20 protein-coding genes are annotated in these 18,492 nt (G+C 63.9%); 8 read left to right on the plus strand and 12 right to left on the minus strand.

The window, feature by feature from the left end; all coding sequences use genetic code 11:
• The first annotated feature begins 70 nt into the window (after positions 1 to 70).
• Together egtB and egtD are read left to right on the plus strand one after the other, a co-directional pair.
• Positions 71 to 1,369: an ergothioneine biosynthesis protein EgtB gene (gene egtB, locus BRA1417_RS0129345; RefSeq protein WP_027518842.1), complete on the plus strand. Its 1,299-nt coding sequence runs from the start codon at positions 71 to 73 to the stop codon at positions 1,367 to 1,369.
• Between the two features lie 51 nt (positions 1,370 to 1,420).
• Entirely contained in the window at positions 1,421 to 2,392 is a 972-nt protein-coding gene (egtD, locus tag BRA1417_RS0129350) for an L-histidine N(alpha)-methyltransferase (RefSeq protein WP_027518843.1), read from the plus strand.
• A 25-nt stretch (positions 2,393 to 2,417) separates the two neighbouring features.
• Here egtD and BRA1417_RS0129355 read toward each other — a convergent pair whose 3' ends face one another.
• Both BRA1417_RS0129355 and BRA1417_RS0129360 read right to left on the minus strand, forming a co-directional pair.
• The gene (locus BRA1417_RS0129355; protein WP_027518844.1) at positions 2,418 to 3,611 is read right to left on the minus strand and encodes a low temperature requirement protein A; all 1,194 of its coding nucleotides are present in this window, start codon (positions 3,609 to 3,611) and stop codon (positions 2,418 to 2,420) included.
• A 24-nt stretch (positions 3,612 to 3,635) separates the two neighbouring features.
• The gene (locus tag BRA1417_RS0129360) at positions 3,636 to 3,872 is read right to left on the minus strand and encodes a BolA/IbaG family iron-sulfur metabolism protein (RefSeq protein ID WP_007602284.1); all 237 of its coding nucleotides are present in this window, start codon (positions 3,870 to 3,872) and stop codon (positions 3,636 to 3,638) included.
• Positions 3,873 to 4,083: 211 nt separating this feature from the next.
• Here BRA1417_RS0129360 and BRA1417_RS0129365 point away from each other — a divergent pair, with 211 nt between their 5' ends.
• Positions 4,084 to 4,443 (plus strand): DUF427 domain-containing protein, encoded by a 360-nt coding sequence (locus BRA1417_RS0129365; RefSeq protein ID WP_027518845.1) that lies wholly within the window; start codon positions 4,084 to 4,086, stop codon positions 4,441 to 4,443.
• A 105-nt stretch (positions 4,444 to 4,548) separates the two neighbouring features.
• Here the strand turns inward: BRA1417_RS0129365 and BRA1417_RS43075 are convergent, their stop codons facing one another.
• Positions 4,549 to 4,722, minus strand: coding sequence for a DUF1328 domain-containing protein (locus BRA1417_RS43075; protein WP_007612121.1), 174 nt, complete (start codon positions 4,720 to 4,722; stop codon positions 4,549 to 4,551).
• 191 nt (positions 4,723 to 4,913) lie between these two features.
• Here BRA1417_RS43075 and BRA1417_RS0129375 point away from each other — a divergent pair, with 191 nt between their 5' ends.
• The gene (locus tag BRA1417_RS0129375) at positions 4,914 to 6,092 is read left to right on the plus strand and encodes an acyltransferase (protein ID WP_035968874.1); all 1,179 of its coding nucleotides are present in this window, start codon (positions 4,914 to 4,916) and stop codon (positions 6,090 to 6,092) included.
• Positions 6,093 to 6,214: 122 nt separating this feature from the next.
• Here BRA1417_RS0129375 and purL read toward each other — a convergent pair whose 3' ends face one another.
• On the minus strand, positions 6,215 to 8,425 hold the full coding sequence (purL, locus tag BRA1417_RS0129380; protein WP_027518847.1) for a phosphoribosylformylglycinamidine synthase subunit PurL: 2,211 nt from the start codon (positions 8,423 to 8,425) through the stop codon (positions 6,215 to 6,217).
• A 183-nt stretch (positions 8,426 to 8,608) separates the two neighbouring features.
• Between purL and BRA1417_RS0129385 the strand changes: the two genes are divergently transcribed.
• Together BRA1417_RS0129385 and BRA1417_RS0129390 are read left to right on the plus strand one after the other, a co-directional pair.
• A complete protein-coding gene (locus BRA1417_RS0129385) occupies positions 8,609 to 9,088 on the plus strand; it encodes a PaaI family thioesterase (protein WP_027518848.1) in 480 nt (159 codons plus the stop codon).
• 75 nt (positions 9,089 to 9,163) lie between these two features.
• A complete protein-coding gene (locus BRA1417_RS0129390; protein ID WP_027518849.1) occupies positions 9,164 to 10,120 on the plus strand; it encodes a DMT family transporter in 957 nt (318 codons plus the stop codon).
• A gap of 3 nt (positions 10,121 to 10,123) precedes the next feature.
• Here BRA1417_RS0129390 and BRA1417_RS0129395 read toward each other — a convergent pair whose 3' ends face one another.
• Together BRA1417_RS0129395 and purQ are read right to left on the minus strand one after the other, a co-directional pair.
• A complete protein-coding gene (locus BRA1417_RS0129395; RefSeq protein ID WP_027518850.1) occupies positions 10,124 to 11,095 on the minus strand; it encodes a tripartite tricarboxylate transporter substrate binding protein BugD in 972 nt (323 codons plus the stop codon).
• On the minus strand, positions 11,092 to 11,793 hold the full coding sequence (gene purQ / locus BRA1417_RS0129400; protein WP_027518851.1) for a phosphoribosylformylglycinamidine synthase subunit PurQ: 702 nt from the start codon (positions 11,791 to 11,793) through the stop codon (positions 11,092 to 11,094). The genes BRA1417_RS0129395 and purQ overlap by 4 nt, the downstream gene beginning before the upstream one ends.
• Before the next feature lie 164 nt (positions 11,794 to 11,957).
• On the opposite strand from purQ, the gene BRA1417_RS0129405 reads away from it, so the two are divergent.
• The gene (locus tag BRA1417_RS0129405) at positions 11,958 to 12,974 is read left to right on the plus strand and encodes a magnesium and cobalt transport protein CorA (RefSeq protein ID WP_018455523.1); all 1,017 of its coding nucleotides are present in this window, start codon (positions 11,958 to 11,960) and stop codon (positions 12,972 to 12,974) included.
• 10 nt (positions 12,975 to 12,984) lie between these two features.
• Here BRA1417_RS0129405 and purS read toward each other — a convergent pair whose 3' ends face one another.
• Positions 12,985 to 13,227 carry a phosphoribosylformylglycinamidine synthase subunit PurS gene (purS, locus tag BRA1417_RS0129410; RefSeq protein ID WP_007602264.1) on the minus strand — a complete coding sequence of 81 codons (243 nt, stop codon included), beginning with the start codon at positions 13,225 to 13,227 and terminating at the stop codon, positions 12,985 to 12,987.
• A gap of 12 nt (positions 13,228 to 13,239) precedes the next feature.
• Positions 13,240 to 14,007, minus strand: coding sequence for a phosphoribosylaminoimidazolesuccinocarboxamide synthase (gene purC, locus BRA1417_RS0129415; protein WP_171944915.1), 768 nt, complete (start codon positions 14,005 to 14,007; stop codon positions 13,240 to 13,242).
• A 309-nt stretch (positions 14,008 to 14,316) separates the two neighbouring features.
• Between purC and BRA1417_RS0129420 the strand changes: the two genes are divergently transcribed.
• Complete coding sequence (locus BRA1417_RS0129420) at positions 14,317 to 14,640, plus strand: DUF1476 domain-containing protein (protein WP_027518852.1); 324 nt, start codon at positions 14,317 to 14,319, stop codon at positions 14,638 to 14,640.
• Between the two features lie 55 nt (positions 14,641 to 14,695).
• Here BRA1417_RS0129420 and cynS read toward each other — a convergent pair whose 3' ends face one another.
• The 4 genes from cynS to BRA1417_RS0129440 all read right to left on the minus strand — a co-directional run bounded on the left by cynS (position 14,696) and on the right by BRA1417_RS0129440 (position 18,394).
• Entirely contained in the window at positions 14,696 to 15,178 is a 483-nt protein-coding gene (gene cynS / locus BRA1417_RS40975; protein WP_051448395.1) for a cyanase, read from the minus strand.
• A 72-nt stretch (positions 15,179 to 15,250) separates the two neighbouring features.
• On the minus strand, positions 15,251 to 16,174 hold the full coding sequence (locus BRA1417_RS0129430; protein WP_027518853.1) for an ABC transporter ATP-binding protein: 924 nt from the start codon (positions 16,172 to 16,174) through the stop codon (positions 15,251 to 15,253).
• A gap of 4 nt (positions 16,175 to 16,178) precedes the next feature.
• A complete protein-coding gene (ntrB, locus tag BRA1417_RS0129435; protein WP_027518854.1) occupies positions 16,179 to 17,018 on the minus strand; it encodes a nitrate ABC transporter permease in 840 nt (279 codons plus the stop codon).
• Entirely contained in the window at positions 17,015 to 18,394 is a 1,380-nt protein-coding gene (locus BRA1417_RS0129440; RefSeq protein WP_027518855.1) for a CmpA/NrtA family ABC transporter substrate-binding protein, read from the minus strand. Before BRA1417_RS0129440 ends, ntrB begins: the two co-directional genes overlap by 4 nt.
• Between the last annotated feature and the right edge of the window lie 98 nt (positions 18,395 to 18,492).

Consider the following 18,492-nt stretch of genomic DNA (forward strand, 5'->3'; position numbering starts at 1 on the left):
GCACGAATATCATCGCCGGGGAGGACTTTCATACCGTCACGGAGCCCCTATCTAGGACGAACCCGGCGTTTTGGAACCCGGCAACGCCAACAACGTTCTCTTGTCCTGTCTGGAGAAAAACGTGACGAAACCAGCCTCCGCTACGGCCAGTCCGCCGCTTTCGTCACCGTCGGTCGACCCGAGCAACCTCGCCCGGCGGCTTGAGGATGCCTTTCTCACCGTCCGCAACGAGACCGAGCGCCGGGCCGCGCCGCTGTCGCCGGAGGACCAGCAGATCCAGTCCATGCCGGATGCGAGCCCGACGAAATGGCACCGCGCGCACACCACCTGGTTCTGGGAGCAGTTCGTGCTCGGCGAGCACTGTGCGGACTACCGGCCCTTTCACCCGGACTTCGCCTTCCTGTTCAATTCCTATTACGTCAGCGCCGGCCCGCGCCATTCCCGCAACCACCGCGGTGATATCACCCGTCCGAGCGCCGATCAGGTCGGCGCCTATCGAAAACATGTCGACGCTGCCGTCGTGACATTCTTCCGCGACGCCGGTGAGGACAAGCTTCGCGAGATCGCGCCGCTGGTCGAGGTCGGCCTCAACCACGAGCAGCAGCATCAGGAATTGATGTTCACCGACATCCTGCACGCCTTCGCGCAGAACCCGATCCCGCCGGCCTATGATCCGGACTGGCGCTTCCCGGCCGCAACGCCGGCCGGCGAGGATTGGCTGACGCTGAACGAAGGCATCCACACCGTCGGTCATGTCGACGAGAGTTTTCATTTCGACAACGAGAGGCCGGCGCATCGCGCCCTCGTCGGCCCGGTCAAGCTCGCACGCAATCTCGTCACCAATGGCGAATGGCTCGCCTTCATGCGCGACGGTGGCTACCGGACCGCAACGCTGTGGCTGATGGACGGTTTTGCGGCCGTGAACAACGAGGGCTGGGATGCCCCCGGCCATTGGCGCGAGATCGACGGCCAGTGGCATGTCATGACGCTGGCCGGCCTCAAGCCGGTCGATCCCGACGCGCCCGTCTGCCACGTCAGCTATTATGAGGCCGACGCCTTCGCGCGCTGGGCCGGAAAACATCTGCCGACCGAGATGGAATGGGAGGTCGCGGCCCGCGCGGGCCAGCTCAACGATGCCTTCGGCATCGTCTGGCAGTGGACGCGATCGTCCTACTCGCCCTACCCCGGCTATCGCGCCATCGAAGGCGCGCTCGGCGAATACAACGGCAAGTTCATGGTCAACCAGCTGGTGCTGCGCGGCTCTTCGCTTGCAACCCCGGAGGGGCACAGCCGTATCACCTATCGTAACTTCTTTTATCCGCACCACCGCTGGCAATTCACGGGACTGCGGCTCGCCGACTACGAGTAAATTCTCATCCGACGACAAATGCGCGCCGGACAGCGCGTTCAGGAGAGTATCATGAATGTGCACGCCAGCGCTTTGGCCGAAGCCCATCTTCCCGACGAGCAGACCACCGCCTTTGCCCGCGAGGCCATCGAGGATCTCTCGCAGCAACCGAAAAAGCTGTCGCCTAAATATTTCTATGATGCGGCCGGATCGGAATTGTTCGAGGCGATTACCCGCCTGCCGGAATATTACCCGACGCGCACGGAGCTTGCGATCCTGAAGGAGCGCGGCAGCGAGATCGCAAAGCTCATTCCGGAGCACGCGGCCCTGGTCGAATTCGGCGCAGGCGCGACCACAAAGGTTCGCCTGCTGCTCAGCCACTGCAAGTTTGCGGCCTATGTGCCCGTCGATATCTCCGGCGACTTCCTGACGGCGCAGGCGAACGGCCTGAAGCGGGATTTTCCGTCACTCGGCATCTACCCGGTGGCGGCCGACTTCACCACGCCTTTCGAGCTTCCCAAGGCGGTGGCGACGATGCCCAAGGTCGGGTTCTTCCCGGGCTCGACGATCGGCAATTTCGAGCCGCATGAAGCGCAGGCCTTCCTGAAGAGCGCACGCGCTATTCTGGGCCAGGGCGCGCAGATGATCATCGGCGCCGATCTCGAGAAGGAGGAGCGCCTGCTCCACGACGCCTATAACGATGCCGCCGGCGTCACCGCGCGCTTCAACCTCAATGTGCTGGTGCGGATCAACCGCGAGCTCGGCGGCAATTTCGACCTCTCCGCCTTCACCCATCGCGCGATCTACAATCGCGAGCGGCACCGCATCGAGATGCACCTGATCAGCAAGAAGAGCCAGACCGTGCGCCTGCTCGGCACCAGCTTTTCGTTCCGCGCGGGCGAGAGCATCCACACCGAGAACAGCTACAAATACAGCCTCGAACGTTTCGCCGCGCTGGCGCAGGGCGCAGGCTGGCGGGTGCGCGAGAGCTGGACGGATGCGGCGAAGATGTTCTCGGTGCACGCACTGGAGGCGGCGGAGTAAGCGCTCCGGCGCCAATGGTGCCGGCTCAATGCTCCTCGGCCTCTTCCACCTTCGATCCCAGCGAGACCGACTCCCACACCGCAACAACGATCATGATCACCGTCGCAGCGACCGACAGCCATAGCGGGGACAGTTCTGCGGCGAACCACCACAGCACCAGAAGCAGGATGATGCCAATCCCGTGCGAGAGCTGGAGGAAGCCGCGGATCGCGTGCTTGAACAGGATGGTGCCGACCAGGAACAGCAAGGGACCGCCGATCGTGCTGACGATGATCCTGATATCGGAATGCCCGACCGGATGCTTCAGCACCAGCTCGTCGGAGACCGCGGTCAGGATGATACCACCGACGATCGGCATGTGCAGATAGGTGTAGGCGAGCCGCGCCAACCGGCCGGATTCGGCGGATTTCGAGATGCGCTCGGCGCCGGCCTCGGCCCCCCTATGGAAATAGACCCACCACATCGCAATGCTGCCGACCAGCGCGGAGACGAAGGCCAGCATGTTATCCGCGGTCCAGTCCAGCTCGGCAAAGGTGGCGCCGTTGACGACGACGGCCTCGCCGAGCGCGATGATGACGAAGAGCGAGCAGCGCTCGGCCATGTGGCCGCCCTCGACGGCCCAGGCCTCGACCGACGAGAAGCCCAGCTTCGGCACCCAGAAGCGCACTGCCGGCGAGATGTATTCGATCGTCAGTGCCACGATCCAGAACCACAGCCGCGCCTCGTCATGGGCGAAGCCGCCGAGGATCCAGAAGATCGCGGAGACCGAGAGCCACGTCAGGATGCGGATCGCATTGTGCCGGACCGCCGTCCGGTGGCGCGGAGTCGCAAACATCCAGAAGGCGGTGCGCCCGACCTGCATCGTTGCGTAGGCGATCGCGAACCACAGGCCCCTTCCCTCGAAGGCGGTCGGGATCGTCGTCGACAGCACGAGGCCGCCCAGCATCATCAGGAAGATCAGGATCCGAACCGGCGTCAGTTCCGGATCGAGCCAGTTGGTAACCCAGGCGGTGTAGACCCACACCCACCATACCGCGAGAAACAGCACCGCGACGTGCACCGCACCGAGCGGCGTGAAATGGTGCAGCAGTGTGTGCGAGACCTGCGTGATCGCGAAAACGAAGACCAGGTCGAAGAACAGCTCGGCATTGGTGACGCGGCTGTGCTGGTTCGGCAGGATGACGCGAAACATCGCGCCGCGCGGATTGTCCGCAGCCATCGTCATGCCCCCGTCACGATCGGATCAGGCGCCCGGCACCCCGGTTTGCAGCGCCAGCGCATGCAACACGCCGCCCATCTGGCCGCGCAGCGATTGATAGACGATCTGGTGCTGCTGGACGCGGGACTTGCCGCGGAAGGTCTCCGAAATCACGGTCGCGGCATAGTGATCGCCGTCCCCGGCGAGGTCACGGATGGTCACCTCGGCATCGGGGATCGCCGCCTTGATCATCGCCTCGATATCGTGGGCGTCCATAGGCATTCGGGTCGTGCTCCTGTCTCGGCTGCAATCAGCCTTGTCGTCGAATCGCTGCCGGGGTCCGGATCTGCAAAGCCAAACTTGCCGGCGGGGCCAAACTTAGCGTGAACGGCCTTCTACGTCACGCCTTGCGGCACTATATCGGTGATCCGATCTGGATAAAGCCACGACAAAGTGCCGCGCGCGGCAGAGTGATCGAAAAAGGCGTGAAATCATGAAGCTTCCAGGGCCCGACCACCCCATCACCATCACCCCAAATCCCCGGCGCATCCGCGTCACGGCCGGCGATATCGTGATCGCCGAGACCACCAAGGCGCTGACGCTGAAAGAGGCGAAATATCCGGCGGTGCAATATGTGCCGCGACAGGACGCCAACATGGCGCTGCTGGAGCGGACCGACCGCGTCACCCACTGCCCCTACAAGGGGGATGCGAGCTATTACAGCGTCAAGGCCGACGGCAAGACGCTGGATAACGCGATCTGGACCTATGAGGCGCCATTCCCCGCGATGACCGAGATTTCCGGTCACCTCGCCTTCTATCCGGACAAGGTGAAGATCGAGGAAGTGGGGTAAGCCCACATAGGGCCTGCCGTCATGGCCGGGCTCGTCCCGGCCATCCACGCCCTTGGCTGCCGGCAAGCCCGGGCACGACGACTGGGAATGCCGACGCGAGCCCCGCTACGCCCTGAATATCGTGAGCCCGAGTATCAGCAGCACCAGGAAGATCACGACGAACACGTAGAACAGGAAGCGGGCGATGTCGGCGGAGGCGGCCGAGATGCCGGTAAAGCCGAGCACGCCGGCTACGATCGAGACAAGTAAGAAGATCAGCGCCCATTTCAGGATCGTCATCGCCAGCTCCGAAATTGTACCGCCTGCCGCGGTTCCCAAGCCCTTTTGGCGAACGCTAACTGCGTCGTAGGGAACTGGTTCCTAGCGGTCTCGGGAGCCTGCGGACGTCTCAAACGACCCTTGCTGAATCCGGTTCCCGGCGGCAAAGTCCGGCCGGGACGGAAAGCGCGACCGGGGCGGCCACGATGACGATGTCACATTCAGCGACGATCGGCGCAGAGGTGCACGCAGCGCCGAAGGCCAAGGCGCGCAATCTGTCGCTCGATCGCGCCCGCACCTTCCTCACGCTGGTGGTGCTGCTGCACCACGCCGTGATTCCCTACACCTATTTCGGGCACACCGATCCGGCGTCCTGGGCCGGTTTCGACGTGATCGTGCTGGCCACCGACAGCTTCTTCATGGCCATGTTCTTCTTCCTGTCGGGACTGTTCACCTGGCCTGGCATCGCGCGCAAGGCGCCGTCCGTTTTTCTCCGCGATCGCCTGTTGCGGCTCGGGCTGCCGTTCGCGGTCGCGGCGTTCACCGTCATCCCGCTCGCCTATTACGCGATCGCGCTGCGGCACGATCCCGGGCTGAGCTTCACGGCATTCTGGTGGAAGACGATCACGGTTGGCCCGTGGCCGAGCGGCCCGATCTGGTTCGTGTGGGTGCTGCTGGCGTTCGACCTGACCGCGAGCCTGCTGTACCGGGTCTCCGCGCATCTGGTCGACCCGGGCAACCGCGTGTCGCTGCGCGGATTCGACCAGCCGGCCGTATTCTGGCTGCTGCTCGTCGTCGTCACGATAATCGCCTACGTGCCGGCGCTGCTCTATTTCGGCGGCAGCAAATGGTTCGAGCTCGGGCCGTTCTCGGTGCAGGCCAGCCGCATCCCGCTTTACTTCGCCTATTTCTTCATCGGCGTCAGCGTTGGAGCCGCGAATTTCGATCGCGGCATCCTCAGCGCCGGCGGCCAGTTGCCGAAACAGCGCTGGCTGTGGCTGATCGCCACGCTGATCCCCTACTGCCTGATGTGGGTCATGATCTACATCAAGCGCGAGATACTCGGTAATCCAGACCCGCAGCCGCACTGGTACCAGGCCATCTACGGCACGTTCTTCGTGCTGTTTTCAGGCTCGATCCTGCTCGCGATTCTCGCCTTCTTCCTGCACCAGAAGTCGCCGGGACCGAACCTGCTCGACCGCATGCAGGCGGATGCCTACGGCATCTTCCTGGTGCACTACCCGATCGCGTTGTGGATCCAGTACGCGCTGTTCGATTACAGCTGGCCTGCGATCGCGAAGGCCGCGATCGGCTTCGTGCTCACGGTGATCCTGAGCTGGGGACTGACGGCGGCGTTGCGGAAGATTCCGGGGGCCTCGCACGTGTTGTGAGGCCGAGCTCTTTCCATTCGTCATTGCGAGGAGCTCTTGCGACGAAGCAATCCAGAGTGCCTCAGCGGTGAGGCTCTGGATTGCTTCGCTGCGCTCGCAATGACGGAGTGTGCGGCAGCCCCTCAGGCTGCCTTGCCGCCCATATACTCCGGCAGCCAGCGCTCAAACGAGGTCCGCAGCGCCTCGATCGTTACAGGCGCCTCGCCAGCGATCGCGACGGCGTCTCCGCCGGTGGTGCCGATCCGCACGCAGGGCACCTCGCAGCCGCGCATCTTGGCGAGCACGCGGCCGGCCTCGGCTTCAGGCACGGTGACGAGATAGCGCGCCTGGTCCTCGCCGAACCAATAGGCCTGCGGCACCAGCGCGGTGGGCGCCGCCAGCAGTTTGGCGCCGATGCCGCTCGCCATCGCCATCTCGGCGAGCGCGATCAGCAGGCCACCGTCGGAGAGATCGTGCACGGCGGTCGCGGTGCCCGCATGGATCATGCCGCGCACGCAGTCGCCGTTGCGCTTCTCGGCCGCGAGGTCGACCGGCGGCGGCGCGCCCTCCTCGCGACCGCAGATGTCGCGCAGGTAAACCGACTGGCCGAGCCAGCCGTGAGTTTCGCCGATCAGGAGGATCGCCTCGCCTTCGGCCTTGAACGCGAGCGAGGCCGATTTGGTGAAGTCATCGAGCAAACCGACGCCGCCGATCGAGGGCGTCGGCAGGATCGCGCGGCCATTGGTCTCGTTGTAGAGCGAGACGTTGCCTGAGACGACCGGGAAGTCGAGCGTGCGGCAGGCTTCCGAGATGCCCTTCAGGCAGCCGACGAACTGGCCCATGATCTCGGGCCGCTCAGGATTGCCGAAATTGAGATTGTCGGTGATCGCGAGCGGCTTGCCGCCGACCGCAGTGATGTTGCGCCAGGCTTCCGCCACCGCCTGCATGCCGCCTTGATAGGGATCGGCCTCGCAATAGCGCGGCGTCACATCGACGGTCAGTGCCAGGCCCTTCGGGCCGTCCTGCACGCGCACCACGGCGGCATCGCCGCCGGGACGCTGCATGGTGTTGCCGAGAATGACGTGGTCGTACTGCTCCCAGACCCAGCGCTTGCTGCACATGTCGGGCGTGCCGATCAGCTTTTCGAGCGCGGCACCGAGACCCATCGGCGCCGCCACCTCGCGCGCATGCACGACCGGCAGCGCGGCGGAGGGGACATGCGGGCGATCATAGAGCGGCGCCTCATCGCCGAGCTCCTTGATCGGCAAATCGGCCATGACGTCGCCGCCATGCTTGACCACAAAGCGCTTGCTCGGTGTGGTGTAGCCGACCACGGCGAAATCGAGGCCCCACTTCTTGAAGATCGCCTCGGCCTCTTTCTCCTTCTCGGGCTTGAGCACCATGAGCATGCGCTCCTGGCTCTCCGAGAGCATCATCTCGTAGGCGCTCATTCCGATCTCGCGCGTCGGTACCGCATCGAGATCGAGATCGACGCCGAGATCGCCCTTGGCGCCCATCTCGACCGCCGAACAGGTCAGACCCGCCGCGCCCATGTCCTGGATCGCGATGACGCAGCCCTTCTCCATGATCTCGAGACAGGCCTCGAGCAGCAGCTTTTCGGCGAAGGGATCGCCGACCTGAACGGTCGGACGCTTCTCTTCGGACTTGTCGTCGAACTCGGCCGACGCCATCGAGGCGCCGTGGATGCCGTCGCGCCCGGTCTTAGAGCCGAGATAGACGATCGGCATGTTCACGCCGGAGGCGGCCGCATAGAAGATCTTGTCGGTATCGGCGAGGCCGACCGCCATCGCGTTGACGAGAATGTTGCCGTCATAGCGGGTGTGGAAACGGACCTGGCCGCCGACCGTCGGAACGCCGAAGGAATTGCCGTAGCCGCCGACCCCGGCGACGACGCCGGAGACGAGATGCCTGGTTCTGGCATGCTCAGGCGCGCCGAAGCTCAGCGCGTTGAGGCAGGCGATTGGCCGCGCACCCATGGTGAAGACGTCGCGCAAGATGCCGCCGACGCCGGTGGTGGCGCCCTGGTACGGCTCGATGTAGCTCGGGTGGTTGTGGCTCTCCATCTTGAAGACCACGGCCTGGCCGTCGCCGATGTCGATCACGCCGGCGTTCTCGCCAGGACCCTGGATCACCCAGGGCGCCTTAGTCGGCAGACCCTTCAGATGGAGGCGCGAGGATTTGTACGAGCAGTGCTCGTTCCACATCGCCGAGAAGATGCCGAGCTCGGTGAAGGTCGGCTCCCGCCCGATCAGCTTCAGAATGCGCTCATACTCGTCGGGCTTGAGCCCGTGGGCGGCAATCAGCTCGGGGGTGATCTTGGGTTCGTTCTTCATGGATTCGAGGCTTTCGACGGCGGTGGGCCGTTCTTAGGAACATCGGACGGCTTGGAAAAGCCCTTTATGGCGCATTTTCCCGCTGTCCCACGTTTTGCGGCCGGGGGCTGCGGGAACAGGAATTGCACAGCGCGGACAGATCGGATTTAAGGGCAAACGACCCGCAATTGAAGGCCCATTTCCTTGCACGAATTGACCAAAGCGCCCCCGCCTCGCCGCCCCGACCTCCACGTCGCCACCGATGGGGAATTCCAGGGCTGGCGAACCTGGATTCGCGACAGTTTTGAGAGCCATATCGGCCCGTTCTGGCACAAGATCGAGGACGACGGCAGCGTCCGCTCGGCGTTCCGGGTCGAGAAAAAGCACCTCAACGGCTCCGGAAACGTCCATGGCGGCTGCTTCATGGCGTTTGCCGACTATTGCCTGTTCGCCATCGCCACCCACGAGCTGGATGGGCCGGCGGTGACCACCAATTTCGCCTGCGACTTCCTCGACGCGGCGCGCGAAGGCGAGCTGATCGAATGCGTCGGCGAGGTCTCCCGCGCCGGCGGCTCGCTGATCTTCCTGCGCGGCAAGCTGACATCAGGCGGGCGCCCCCTGTTCACCTTCTCCGGCACGATCAAGCGGGTGAAGCGGAAGCCGGCACCGCAGCCAAACGCATAGCTCGCCGCCTTCCCTTTTGGCGCCCCCTCGCCCAGACTTGTGTCCAGCGCTGTCGCGCCGGGGAGCAATATCAAGGTGCCGCAGAGCACATCGCCGACGGGTCGCGCAACGACCTCGCAATTGCCGTCCATGGCTGCCACAGGCGCGCGCAACTGGCGCGACTATGCGCTGCTGGTCGCGCTCGCTTGCTGCTGGAGCTCAACCTATCCGCTGGCCAAGCTCGCGCTGGATACGATCCCGCCTGTGACCTTCATCTCGGCGCGGTCGCTGATCGCGGCCGCGTTTCTGTTCGCGATCCTGTGGATGCGCGGCGTCAGGATCCCGACCGACGGGAAGGCCTGGAAGCTGTTCGCGACCCAGCAATTGATCAACTCGACCTTCCCCTTCCTGATCATCACCTGGTCGCAGCTCTATGTGCCGGCGTCGAACACGGTGGTGCTGGCTTCGACCACGCCGATCTTCGCCTTCCTGATCACCTCGCTGATCACGCGGCACGAGCCGGCCACGCTGCTGAAGCTCGCGGGCGCGCTCCTCGGCCTTGCCGGCACTATCGTCATCGTCGGCCTCGATGCGCTGCGCGGCTTCGGTAGCGAGATCGTGGCGGAGATCGCCATCCTGCTCGCCACCATCTCGTTCGCCTGCGCGACCATCTTCGGCCTGCGGCTGTCCGAATACGACCCGATGGTGGTGGCGGCCGGTTCGCTGCTGTTCGGCGGCCTCGTTCTGCTGCCGCCTTCGCTGATCATCGACCAGCCCTGGACGCTGCACCCGACGCCGACCGCGATCATAGCCACCATCGTCATGGGCATCGTCTCCAGCGCCCTGGGGCTGATGCTGTTCTACATGTGCCTGGGACGGCTCGGCACGTTGACGACGAACGCGCAAGGCTATCTGCGCATCCCGATCGGCGTCGGCCTCTCCGTGCTGCTGCTCGGCGAGAGCGTGCCGTCGAACCTGGCGCTGGGACTGGTGCTGGTCATGGCGGGCGTCGCCGCGATGACGGTGCCGACGGAGCGGCTGAAACGACGCTAGCTATTACTTGGCGTCGTCGGCCAGCATCTTGCGATACTTCTCGACGTCGCGCGTCACGAGCTTTTGCAGGACCTCGGGCGTGTGTTCGTCGGCGTCGGGTGCCACGGTCGAGAGATCGGCGAACCGTTTCTTCACCGCGTCGGTTTCGACCGCCGTGCGTGCGGCGGCATTCAGCTTGGCGATGACCGCCGACGGGGTGCCTTTCGGCGCGAACAGGCCGTTCCAGCCCTGCGCTTCGAATTCGGGCAGGCCGGCTTCGGCCGACGTCGGCAGGTCGGGCACTGTGGCGAGCCGGACGGTCGAGCCGACCACGAGCCCGCGCGCCAGCTTCTCGTTGATCGACTGCGAGACGGAGGCTGCCGCATCGCAGACGCCGTCGATCTGACCGCCGATCGCATCGGTGAGCGCGGGCGCGGCGCCGCGATAGCCAACCAGCGTCGCGTCGATCCCCGCGGCCGTGACGAAGCTCTTGCAGATCAGGTAGTTCGAGGAGCCGACGCCGGCATGGCCGAGATTGATCTTGCCCGGATTGGCCTTGGCGTATGCGATGAACTCTTTCAGGTCCTTCGCCGGAAAATCCTTGCGCACGGCGATGATGCCGAACGTCTTCGCCACCATGGCGATCGGCACGAAGGAGTCCGGCGTGAACGGCAGCTTTGGATAGATCGTATAGGTCGCGGCGTTGGTGCCGGCATTGCCGATCGCAATGGTGTAGCCGTCGGGCTCGGCACGGGAGGCACGCGCCAGTGCGGTCGAGCCGCCGGCGCCTGCGACGTTCTCGATCACGATGGTCTGCCCGAGCGCGATGCCCATCTGCTCGGCAACCGTGCGCGCGATCACGTCGGACGTGCCGCCGGCCGCGAACGGCACGATCATGGTGACCGGACGCTTGGGGAAATCCTGCGCGAACGCGGCCGTCGCGAACGCAACGACGGCGACAGCGGCCGACAGCCGCTTCAGCACGAACCTAATCACGCGGCCTTTTCCAGATGCGCGGTGAGGCCGGCGAACAGGCCGCGGCCGTCGGTGCAGCCCATGATGTCTTCGACGTGGTTTTCCGGATGCGGCATCATGCCGAGCACGTTGCCCTTGTCGTTGACGATGCCGGCGATGGATTGCGCGGCGCCATTGATGTTGCTGATATCGTCGATCGCGCCGTCGGCCGAGCAATAGCGGTAAAGCACGCGCCCCTCGCCTTCGAGCCGCTTGATGGTTTCGGCGTCCGCCGCATAATTGCCCTCGCCATGCGCGATGGGCACGCGGATCACCTGCCCTGCATTGTAGCCGCGCGTGAACGGTGTGTCGGAGCGCTCGACACGGAGATGCACGTCGTGGCAGATGAATTTCAGCCGTGCATTGCGCATCAGGACGCCGGGCAAGAGGCCGGATTCGCAGAGGATCTGAAAACCGTTGCAGACGCCGAGCACGAGGCCGCCTTTGGCCGCATAGTCGCGCACCGCGTCCATCACCGGCGCCCGCGCCGCAATCGCGCCGCAGCGCAGATAATCTCCATAGGAGAACCCGCCGGGGACCACCACGAGATCGGTCCCCGCAGGTAGCGAGGTCTCGGCGTGCCAGACCATCGCGGGCTCGCTGCCCGAGATCAGCCTCAAGGCACGCGCCATGTCGCGCTCGCGGTTGATTCCGGGAAAGACGAGGATGGCGGCTTTCATGGCAGAGGTTCCGAACGACGATTGAATGGGGTTGGCACGGCTGCCAAATCGGCAGCAGACATAACCATTTGACGGGGATTTTACCAGTGCTAGCCTTGCCCGCGAGCGTTGTGCACAGGCCATAGCCCGCCATTCGGCCGATCGATTCGCCCGGGATTAAAGCCATGAATGTCCCCTCGCTGCCCGCATCCCTCTCCGAGCCGGTGTCCACCGAGGGCGTCATCGCCGCCGGCGCCTATGTCGACGGCCGGCGTGTCGCTAATATCGCCATCAGCGAGGCCTCGAGCTGGCGGGCGAAGCCCGGCCACGTGGTCTGGATCGGGCTGCACGAGCCCGACATGGCGCTGCTCAGCGCGGTGCAGAAGCAGTTCGACCTGCACGAGCTCGCCATCGAGGACGCCAACCACGCCCATCAGCGACCGAAGATCGAGCAATATGGCGAGGCCCTGTTCATCGTGGCGCGTACCGCCCAACTGATCGAGGGCCGGATCGCCTTCGGCGAGACGCACATCTTCGTCGGAGAAGGCTATCTGGTCTCGGTGCGCCACGGCGCCTCGACGTCGTACACGCCGGTGCGCGAACGCTGCGAAAGCTGCCCGCGCGCGCTCGCGCGCGGCGAGGACTACATCCTCTACGCCATCCTCGATTTCATCGTCGACAACTACTCGCCCGTGCTGGAGAGCATTCACGAAGAGGTCGAAAGCATCGAGGACGACGTGCTCTCCAAGGCGATCAGCAAGGCGCAGATCGAACGGCTCTACATGCTGCGCCGCGACCTGCTGCGGCTCAGGACTGCAATCGGACCGCTGGTGGAGGTCTGCCGCCGGCTCGAGCATGACGAGCTGGCGATGGTGCGCGCGACGATGCAGCCGCTGTTCCGCGACGTCACCGACCACGTCAGGAACATCCAGGAGCGGATCGATTCAATGCGCGAGGTGCTGGCCTTTGCCTTCGAAGCAAGCCTGCTGGTCGGCCAGGCCCAGGAGACGGCGGTCTCCAAGAAACTCGCCTCCTGGCTCGCGATCATCGCGATCCCGACCGCGCTTGCCGGCATCTACGGCATGAACTTCAAGCACATGCCGGAGCTGGACTGGGAGTACGGCTATTACACGCTGCTCGGCGTGATGCTGACGGCGTGCGGTGCGCTGTACTGGCGTTTTCGTCGGGTCGGATGGCTGTGAGCCATCCCGTTCACCCGATCAGCTCGACCCGATAATTCTCGATCACGGTGTTCGCCAGCAGCTTGTCGGCGGCGTCCTTCAACGCCGCCTCTGCCTTGGCCTTGTCCGCGCCGGCGAGCTCGATGTCGAACACCTTGCCTTGGCGAACGCTGGCGACGCCGTCGACGCCGAGCGACTTCAACGCACCCTCGATCGCCTTACCCTGCGGATCGAGGATGCCCGTTTTCAACGTAACGGTGACACGTGCCTTCACGTCAGATCCCTCTTAGCTCTTCACCAGCACCGGGCCGGAACCGGCCGGACGCTCGTTCTCCATGAGAATGCCGAGACGCTTGGCGACTTCGGTATAGGCCTCGAGCAGCCCACCGAGATCCCTGCGGAAACGGTCCTTGTCGAGCTTCTCGTTCGACTTGATGTCCCACAGACGGCAGCTATCCGGCGAGATCTCGTCGGCGACGATGATCCGCATCATGTCGTTCTCGAACAATCGGCCGCACTCCATCTTGAAGTCGACGAGTCGGATGCCGATGCCGAGGAAGAGACCGGTGAGGAAGTCGTTGACACGGATGGCAAGCGCCATGATGTCGTCGATCTCCTGCGGTGTCGCCCACCCGAAAGCGGTGATGTGCTCTTCCGATACCATGGGGTCGTTGAGCTGGTCGTTCTTGTAATAGAACTCGATGATCGAGCGGGGCAGCTGCGTACCCTCCTCGATGCCGAGGCGCTGCGACAGCGAGCCGGCGGCAACGTTCCGCACCACCACTTCCAGCGGCACGATCTCGACTTCGCGAATCAACTGCTCGCGCATGTTGAGGCGGCGGATGAAATGGGTCGGCACCCCGATGTCATTGAGGTGCTGAAACAGGTACTCCGAGATCCGGTTGTTGAGGACACCCTTGCCCTCGATCACCTGATGCTTTTTCGCATTGAACGCGGTGGCGTCATCCTTGAAGTGCTGGATCAGGGTACCGGGCTCCGGGCCTTCGTAAAGAACCTTTGCCTTGCCTTCATAAATGCGACGCCGACGGCTCATGGGGATGTACCGTGTTTTGTTGAAATCCATGTATCTGGTGTGCTCCGGTTGACGAGACTACGACCCACAGCGGAGCTGCCGTGAACGGCCCGGAACCCCTGGAAACAGAACGGGAACCCAGCCCTAGGCAACCTATCCGATTGGCCGTCCCAGCACAATCGATCCGGCCGTCCGGCATCAAACTTATACCGTCTTGCCTGCGGCTTAACGGCTCGTTGTTTTGCCGATTCGTGCCCCCTATCTAGGCATGCACCGGGGCTCTCGCAACGAGGGCCAGCCGGGTCCATTCAGCAGGGAATTGGAAAAGGCATGAGCACGTTGGACAAGCGCGAGGAAGGCTTCGAGAAGAAGTTTGCCCTCGACGAGGAGCAGAAATTCAAGGCGGAAGCCCGCCGCAACCGGCTGCTCGGTCTGTGGGCGGCCGAAAAGCTCGGCATCAGCGGCGATGCCGCCACGGCCTATGCCAAGGAGGTGGTCGCGGCCGATTTCGAGGAAGCCGGTGACGCCGACGTCCTGCGCAAGGTCATGGCCGATTTCGCCGCCAAGAACGTCGCCGTCACCGAACAGGCGATTCGCGCCAAGATGAACGAGCTGATCGCGGTGGCGGCGGCCGAGGTGAAGGCCGGGAAATAAGGCGAAGCATCATTCCGGGGCCACGTCTGCGACGCGCCCCCGGAATGCCAACTAGCTATCCCTCCTTGAACCCGTATTCCGGCACGTTGCCGCTGGCGCCGTAATATTTGTACGGCAGGAATTTGCCGCTCATGGTGATCTTGACGCGGTCGCCCTTCGGGTTGGGCAGGCGCTCCATCACCATGTCGAAATCGATCGCCGACATGATGCCGTCGCCGTACTCCTCCTCGATCAGCGCCTTCCAGGCCGGACCGTTGACCATGACCAGCTCGTAGAAGCGATAGATCAAAGGATCGGTCGGCGGCATCGGCATGCCGCGCATCGGCGTCTCGTTCAGCATCGCGGTCTCGGCCTTCGTCAGGCCGAAAAGTTCAGCGGCGTTTGCTGCCTGCGGCTTGGTCAATTTCATCTGGCCGAGGATCGCACCTGTTATCAGCACCTCGGAATAGCCGCCGATCTGCTCGCAGATATATTTCCAGGTCCAGCCCTTCTCGCGCTTGATGTCGAGCAGCTTCTCGGTGAGGTCTTCGCGTTTCATGTCAGGGTCTCCCTTCAAAAGCATGATCCGGAAAAGTGTGAAGCGGTTTTCCCTAGATCATGCGTCTCCAAATTAGGCAGTCAGCCCGGGACTGGTCCCGGGTATCCAGGTCTGTCGTTGCTCGTCGCCACCGGACGCGACGGTCAGTCCGGGCTTGCCGATATGCACCACCGGCACATTGCGCGGATCGTGGCCGGGCGTCTCGGCTGCGAAAGTCTTGCTGCGCGTCACCAGGAAATCGACGATGTGGTTGCGCAGCGCGTAGTACAGCGGATGGCGGTGCAAATCGGTGCGGCCGCGGTCCCTCGGCAGCGGGTTCTCGACAACTTCCGCCAGCACCGCGCCGGGACCGTTGGTCATCAGGAAGATCTTGTCGGCGAGATAGATCGCCTCGTCGACGTCATGGGTGATCATGAACGCGGTCTGCCCGGTCTCGAGACAGATGCGCCGCACCTCGTCCTGCAGCGTGCCGCGCGTCAGCGCGTCGAGTGCCGAGAACGGCTCGTCCATCAGCATCATCTTTGGCGTAATGGAGAGCGCACGCGCGATGCCGACGCGCTGCTTCATGCCGCCGGAAAGCTCGGAAGGTCGCTTGTGTTCCGAACCCGTCAGGCCGACGAGATCGATGAACGTCTGCGCATGCGCCTTCACCTTGGCGCGATTCCAGCTCCGCCATTTCGAGCTCACGGCGTAGGCAACGTTGCCGAGCACGGTGCGCCAGGGCAGCAGCGCGTGGCTTTGGAAGATCACGGCGCGATCGAGGCTCGTCCCTGAAATGGCCTGCCCGTCAACGATCACCGCGCCCTCGCTCGGCGCGTCGAGGCCGGCGAGGATGTTGAGCACCGTGGTCTTGCCGCAGCCGGAATGGCCGATCACGCAGCAGAACTCACCGCGCGCCATCGACAGCCACAGATTCTCGAAGATCGTCGTTGTCGCGCCGCCCGCGCCCGGGTAGCGCTTTGCGATGGCTTCGATGGAGATGAATTTTTCGGTCACGGCCCTACTCCGGAAACGTGACCATGCGCGTGAAACGCGCGAGGATCTGGTCGAGCAGCATGCCGACCACCCCGATCAGGAGGATCGCGATGATCACATTGGTGATCGACAAATTGTTCCACTCGTTCCAGACGAAATAGCCGATGCCGGTGCCGCCGACGAGCATTTCGGCGGCGACGATCACGAGCCAGGCGATGCCGATCGAGATGCGCATGCCGGTCAAAATCGTCGGCGCCGCTGCCGGCAGGATCACGGTGAAGGCGCGCCTGATGGTTCCGACCTCGAGCGTTCGCGCGACGTTGATCCATTCCTTGCGTACGCTCGCGACCCCGAACACGGTGTTGAGCAGCATCGGCCAGATCGAGCAGATGAAGATGACGAAGATCGCGGAGATCGAGGAATCCTTGATGGTGTAGAGCGCGAGCGGCATCCACGCCAGCGGCGAGATCGGCTTCAGCACCTGGATGAAGGGATCGAGCGCCTTACTCAGCAGCGGCGACATGCCGATCAGGAAACCGAGCGGGATGGCGACCAGCACGGCGAGCAGATAGCCGGCGCCGACGCGCGCGATCGAGTAGCCGAGCTGGATGCCGAGCCCCTTGTCGTTAGGTCCGTTATCGTAGAACGGCCTCCTCACATGCTCCCAGAGTTTTGCGCCGACGTCGAGCGGCCCGGGCATGGCGGATTTGCCCTGGGTCGCGGTCAGGCCCATCAGCTTGGCGTATTCCGGGCTCATCGTAGCCACCGGTGCGGTCGAGCGCACGGCGAGATGCCAGACGCCAAGGAACGCGACGAGCAGCACGATCGAGACCAGGCCGGCGCGGACGCGAAGCGACGAGGTCACGACGCCTTCCTGATCTTGAAGCCCGCCAAGTAATCCTCCGGCTTGGCAGGATCGAAAGTCTTGCCCATCACCGCGAACGATTTGTAGCTGCCGGCTGGCGGCGCCAGGCCCATCTCGGTCATCAGCTTCCTGGTGTCGGTGGCGAGATACACCTGCTCGGCAACCGCCTTGTAGTCGACGTCGCCCTTGATCTGGCCCCAGCGCTTCATCTGCGTCAGCATCCACACCGCGAAGGACTGCCAGGGGAACGGGTCGAAATCGACGCGCTTTTCATCCGTCTTCACGCCGCCGAGGCCATCGGCATAGGTGCCGGTCAGGACCTGTTCCAGCACCGTGACCGGCGCGTTGATGTAGTTCGCCGGCGCGATCGCCTCGGCGATCTGCTTGCGATTCTCCGCCTTCGACGCATAGGCGGTGGCATCGACGATCGCGCGCGTCAGCGCGGCAAAGCTGTTCGGCGCCGTCGTGATGAACTCGCGGCTGGCGGCGAAGCTGCAGCAGGGATGTCCGTCCCAGATTTCCTTGGACAAGAGATGCATGAAGCCGACGCCGTCATAGATCGCGCGCTGGCAGATGTTGTCGGGCGCGAGGAAGCCGTCGATGTTGTCGGCGCGCAGGTTTGCCACCATTTCCGGCGGCGGTACCGAACGCAGCTGCACGTCGGCGTCGGGGTCGATCCCGTGTTCGGCGAGATAGTAGCGCAGCAGATAATTGTGCATGGAATAGTCGAAGGGGATGGCGAACTTCATGCCCTTCCAGTCCTTCGGGTCGCGCTTGTCCTTGTGCTTGCTCGCCAGCACGATGCCCTGGCCGTTGATGTTCTCGATCGCGGGCACCGCGAACGGAATGGCGTTGGCACCCAAGCCAAGCGAAATCGCGAGCGGCATCGGCGCCAGCATGTGCGCGGCGTCGTATTCCTTGTTGATGGTCTTGTCGCGGATCACGGCCCAGCCCGCCGTCTTGACCACGTCGACGTTGAGGCCGTGCTTGGCATAGAAGCCCAGCGGCGCCGCCATGATGATCGGCGTGGCGCAGGTGATCGGGATGAAGCCGACCTTGAGGTCCTTCTTTTCCGGCGCGCCGGCTTGCGCAAAGACTTCGGTGGCGGTCTGAAGCGGGAAGAACTGCGACAGCGCGGCCAGCGCGGTTGAGGCACCGACCGACTTCAGGAATGCGCGCCGCGCAACGTCCTGCGGAAACATCGCGCGCATCACGGCAGAGGCGACCACGCCCTCGTAGCGCTTCTCCTCGCTCTCGACGGGATCACAGCGCAATGCGGTGGCCTGCTCGTGCTCAGCCGCGGATTGATGCTGACCACAGGCACAGCCGGCTCGCAGGTTGCGATCGGGATCAAACGGATTGTCGAAAGTGGACATCGGACCTCCTGCGCGTCATTGCGAGGAGAATTACGCAAGGAGCATGCCATCACCTTCAGGCCGGCCAGTGCCTTGATGACGCAGCACTTTCACTCGCA

This window comes from Bradyrhizobium sp. WSM1417 (assembly GCF_000515415.1).
In the GTDB taxonomy this organism is placed as follows: Bacteria; Pseudomonadota; Alphaproteobacteria; order Rhizobiales; family Xanthobacteraceae; genus Bradyrhizobium.